Source organism: Sphaerotilus sp. (assembly GCF_031429695.1).
GTDB lineage: Bacteria > Pseudomonadota > Gammaproteobacteria > Burkholderiales > Burkholderiaceae_C > Sphaerotilus.
Map to the genome: position 1 here is coordinate 1 of NZ_JANPAB010000016.1, position 4,022 is coordinate 4,022.

Sequence of the window (4,022 nt, forward strand, 5' to 3'; positions counted from 1 at the left end):
TGATTCGATGCTGCGCCGTCTGGCCGAGCAGTTCATGAACAAACTGCAGGCGTCCAGTGAGTTCGTGAAGACGTATTTCGAGCATACGCATACCCGGTATGCGACTGGGAACTGTGGTGTTTAGTTAGACTGTTAATAACACCATGCTGGGCGGTGAAATACACCTCGTCGTTGATGTTCTCCTCGATGTCGGCCAGCGTAATGCGTGGGCCGACATTGGCACCGGCAGCAACGATGGCGGCTTCGAGAGACTGGTCGGGATTGGACATGTTTTGCTCCTGGTGAGGGGTTTGCAGTCTCGGCAATCACCCCTGCAAAATCTACACGAACCGGTTCATTTCACCCCTTCACAGGCTCGAAGTTCGACACCAGCAGCTCCCCCACCGAGCTGTTCTTCCCGGCGCTGATGCTGTAGGTCGTGCGAACCTCCTCCAGCCGGAAGGCGCCGAAGATCTCCCGGATCTGCGGCACGTCGTTGATGCTCAGGATGAACCGGCCCTTGACCACGCCCAGCAGGTCGGCCAGCGTCTGGAAGTCGTCCTTGGCGAACAGGCCCTTGCCGTAGTCGGTCTCGCAGTCCCAGTACGGCGGGTCGATGTAGAACAGGGTCTCGGGCTTGTCGAACCGCTCGATGACCTGACCGTAGGGACGGCACTCGATCAGCACCCGGGACAGGCGCAGGTGGGCCTCGCTGAGGTCTTCTTCGAGGCGCAGGAGGTTCAGGCGCGGTGGTTGCGTCGCCGCAGCGCCGAACGTCGGGCGGGCCATGCGGGCACCGAACGAGGTCTTGTTGAGGTAGTAGAAGCGCGCCGCGCGCTGGATGTCCGTCAGCGTGTCCGGCGGGGTCTCCAGGAAGCGGGTGAATTCCTCGCGCGCCACCAGCATCCAGCGGAACTGCTCGACCAGCGCCGGCAGGTGGTGCTTGACGCAGCGGTAGAGGGTGACCAGCTCGCGGTTGAGGTCGTTGAGCACCTCGACCTTGCTCTCCGGCTTGCGGAACAACACCCAGGCGCCACCGGCGAAGGGCTCGCAGTACGTCTGGTGTGCTGGCAGCCGCGCGATGATCTGCGCAGCCAATCGGCTCTTGCCACCGAGCCAGGCGATGGGGCTGCTGGGCGATCGGCGGTGGGTCTGGGTCGGCATGGGGTCTCCTCCAATGTGTAACGAGGATCGCCGCGGGTGTGACATCTGTGAAGGGGAACCAGTTCTATCCGCACCAATGGAAAAGGGCCGCAAAAGCGGCCCTTTTGGGGTGGGGAGGATGCCGCACTACGGCGTGTCCAGCCCCGGGATCTCGATCTGGTTCAGCTCGACGGCGCGGTGGCGCATGAGCTTGATGATGTAGCGGACCTGACGCTCCGTGAGGCCGAACCGCCGGGCCAGCTCCTGCGTGTTGTCGCCGGTGTAGGCGTCCCAGATGGCCTTGTCCCGCTTCTCCAGCGGCAGCTCGACATCGCGCGGCAGGTACACATGGGCGCCGCCGTACTCGTCGCAGAAGTTGTGGGCGACCTCGCGCATGATGATGCGCGACTGGTCCGTTTCAATCCCGGCATCTTCCTGGAGCCGCACAGCGCCGATCTCGACCAGGCGCTGGACGATCTCGCTGCGCTTCTTGCGGCCACCGATCCTCATACGGCACCACCGCGGTTGACCCACTGCTTCAGGCTCTCGATCGCGAGGTCTGCCTGGGCTTTCTCGGTGAGCCATTCGACGCGCTCGACACCGGTCTGGCGCTTGATCCAGGTGTTCAGCGCCTGCATCGTGCGCTGCTTCACGAGGCCCTTGTCAGCCGCCTGCATCCACAGGCTCCAGAGCTTCTTGCCGGTGTCGCTCAGGGGCTTGCGGGCCGGCTTGGCCGCACGGGCGGGCTTGCCGTCCTGCACGTCCTTGCGGGCCTGCAGGTGTGCCAGCAGCTTCGAGCGGCCAGCCGTGTCCAGCGTGGCCGCCGACGTGGCGCCGCACACCTGCGCCATCACATCGCGGTACAGATCGTCATCCCATGCCAGCGCCTTCTTCAGGACATGGATCCGGGCAAGGTCACGGGTACGGGCATTCGGGAGGTTTGACATGTCGGATGGTCTTGTTCTGGAATGGGAAACGCCCCTGCGAGAGGGGCGCGCATCATGTGGTCAGACTTGCCGCCAGCGCCGTGGTTCGGTGCTGGTCGGGCGGCGGTCGAAGTAATCCGTCACAGTCTCCGGCCTGTCCAACTGGACGATGCGGAGCGTGGCGGCATCGCGCCCCTTGGAGACATCGTGGGCCAGCAGCGCGGACACGTTGAACTGGACGATGCCGCCCTCGTTCGTCGGGAACCGCAGCAGCGTGCGCCACGCGCCGGACGTGTTGATCTGCAGCGCGGAGGTGTCGGTCTTGGTCATCGGCATGGTGTGCTTCCTTCAGACTGCAGCCAGATCGAGGGCGATCGGACGGTATTGGTCGGTGTCGCCGATGCGCTCGTAGACACGCACGTAGCTGCTGCTGCCGACCACCTGCACGCTGTCGCGGATCGCGTCCATGGCGCGCAGCCACTTCTCGGCCTGGATGTTCAGGCGCTGCAGAGCAAGCACGCGGCCAGTGTTGACGTGGCCTTCCTGGTCAACGCGGAAGGCGTCGTTGATCAGGGTCTTGATCTCGTCGCGGCTGCCGACGCTCCACTCGGTCAGGCACTCGTTGATCAGCGCCTGCGCGGCCTGCAGCCGCTCGTCGAAGCGGATGTTGTCCTGCGCCTGGCGGATGATCTTGAAGCGGCCGTCGTAGCTGAACAGGGTGACGTTGCCCTTCTTGCCGCCGAGCTGCACGCCGTACTGCTCGGCGCTGGTGGCCACGAACGCGGCGATGTCGGCGAAGGTGCCGCGCTTGAACTCGGCGAGCATGGCGTTGAGCTGGACAGCGTCCTCGACGATGCCGATCACGAGCTGCTCGCGCAGCATGTCGATCGGCTTGACGCTGGAGACGGGCACCAGGCGGCCCTTGGCGTCTTCCATGTAGCCGGCGGGGGTGGTTTTCGGGGTGGTGGCGGTGGCGGTAGTCACTGGGGGATGCCTTTCAGGGATTTCATGGTTGCAGCCAGCTTCTTGCGGACATCGTCCGGCGCTGGCACAGGGGTGTGGTCGTCGTCCTGCGCGGGCTGCGCTGGGCGGTAGGTCGGAGCTGCGGCCGTGGGGAGCGCGGAGTGGCCGGGCTCGCGCCGATCGGCTTCTCGGGTGCGTTCAGCCTGGCCTTCGGCCTTGTCGGCGATGCCGACCAGGATCTCGTAGAGGTAACCGTGGCTGCTCATCGGCAGCGTCAGGCCGCCGCGGTCACGGGTCTGCAGGAGCTGCTCGATGGCCGCCTGCCAGTGCGCGGCCGGCGCGGCCCAGTCGCGGCCCTTGCGGGTGATGGCCTGGCGCTCGATGTCCGGCCAGATCTCGCCGAGCAGCTTGAGCGTGCGGCTCATCGACAGGGCACGCTTCTCGGGCCGGAACAGCCCGATGTAGCGCAGCGTCCAGGCGCCCATCGGCGTACCCAGCGTGATCAGCCGGGCCAGCGTATGCCGGCCCTCTTCGGCAGCGAGCAGCACGTCGAGGTCCATCTCGGCGCTGCAGGCGGGGCACTGCAGTCTCATCGCACCGCCCCCGTGCGAAAGGGTCTGAGGCTCGGCACAGTCTTGAAGTCCAGCGAACCCGCACGCGGTGGGCGGAAGGTGTCCGGCGGGCAGAGGCCAGCCATGCGGTCATGGCGCTCGGTGGTGCCAGTGCGGGTGACCAGCGTGACCTTGGCCGGGGACTGGGTGCAGACAGGGGCTTTGGCCGAGATCGTGCCGCCCTGGACACCTCGGGCCAGGGACTGGTTGAGGATCTGCGCTGCCTGGGCGAAGACCGGATCGGCGTAGTAGCGCGGCGAGCCGCCGCTGAAGCGCTGGACCAGGACCAGCCGGCCCTGCTTGCACAGCCGGGTCAGGCGCGGGTTGATGGTCGTCAGCAGCGCGTCGAGGTCGGTCGCGATCTCGGCGCTGGTGGCGCCGTTCAGGCCGGCGCAGGCCC

At 66.0% G+C, this 4,022-nt stretch carries 8 protein-coding genes; all 8 read right to left on the reverse strand.

Going from position 1 to position 4,022, the window contains the following annotated elements; genetic code table 11:
* Nucleotides 1-32: 32 nt before the first annotated feature.
* Nucleotides 33-269 carry a hypothetical protein gene (locus RMP06_RS03705; RefSeq protein ID WP_310460432.1) on the reverse strand — a complete coding sequence of 79 codons (237 nt, stop codon included), beginning with the start codon at nt 267-269 and terminating at the stop codon, nt 33-35.
* 70 nt (nt 270-339) lie between these two features.
* Nucleotides 340-1,143, reverse strand: coding sequence for a DNA adenine methylase (locus RMP06_RS03710; protein WP_310460433.1), 804 nt, complete (start codon nt 1,141-1,143; stop codon nt 340-342).
* A 126-nt stretch (nt 1,144-1,269) separates the two neighbouring features.
* Nucleotides 1,270-1,632, reverse strand: coding sequence for a Mor transcription activator family protein (locus tag RMP06_RS03715; protein ID WP_310460434.1), 363 nt, complete (start codon nt 1,630-1,632; stop codon nt 1,270-1,272).
* Complete coding sequence (locus RMP06_RS03720; RefSeq protein ID WP_310460435.1) at nt 1,629-2,069, reverse strand: regulatory protein GemA; 441 nt, start codon at nt 2,067-2,069, stop codon at nt 1,629-1,631. The genes RMP06_RS03715 and RMP06_RS03720 overlap by 4 nt, the downstream gene beginning before the upstream one ends.
* Before the next feature lie 60 nt (nt 2,070-2,129).
* Nucleotides 2,130-2,384, reverse strand: a complete 255-nt coding sequence (locus RMP06_RS03725) for a hypothetical protein (RefSeq protein ID WP_310460436.1) — start codon at nt 2,382-2,384, stop codon at nt 2,130-2,132.
* Between the two features lie 12 nt (nt 2,385-2,396).
* Nucleotides 2,397-2,984, reverse strand: a complete 588-nt coding sequence (locus RMP06_RS03730; protein ID WP_310460439.1) for a DUF3164 family protein — start codon at nt 2,982-2,984, stop codon at nt 2,397-2,399.
* Between the two features lie 44 nt (nt 2,985-3,028).
* Entirely contained in the window at nt 3,029-3,604 is a 576-nt protein-coding gene (locus RMP06_RS03735; protein ID WP_310460437.1) for a hypothetical protein, read from the reverse strand.
* The coding region (locus RMP06_RS03740) for a hypothetical protein (protein WP_310460438.1) at nt 3,601-4,022 on the reverse strand (422 nt) is incomplete at its 5' end. The genes RMP06_RS03735 and RMP06_RS03740, both read right to left, overlap by 4 nt.

Coding starts and splice junctions, on each gene's coding strand:
- RMP06_RS03705 (WP_310460432.1), bottom strand. CDS start 269: ATGTCCAATCCCGACCAGTCTCTCGAAGCCGCCATCGTTGCTGCCGGT.
- RMP06_RS03710 (WP_310460433.1), bottom strand. CDS start 1,143: ATGCCGACCCAGACCCACCGCCGATCGCCCAGCAGCCCCATCGCCTGG.
- RMP06_RS03715 (WP_310460434.1), bottom strand. CDS start 1,632: ATGAGGATCGGTGGCCGCAAGAAGCGCAGCGAGATCGTCCAGCGCCTG.
- RMP06_RS03720 (WP_310460435.1), bottom strand. CDS start 2,069: ATGTCAAACCTCCCGAATGCCCGTACCCGTGACCTTGCCCGGATCCAT.
- RMP06_RS03725 (WP_310460436.1), bottom strand. CDS start 2,384: ATGCCGATGACCAAGACCGACACCTCCGCGCTGCAGATCAACACGTCC.
- RMP06_RS03730 (WP_310460439.1), bottom strand. CDS start 2,984: ATGGAAGACGCCAAGGGCCGCCTGGTGCCCGTCTCCAGCGTCAAGCCG.
- RMP06_RS03735 (WP_310460437.1), bottom strand. CDS start 3,604: ATGAGACTGCAGTGCCCCGCCTGCAGCGCCGAGATGGACCTCGACGTG.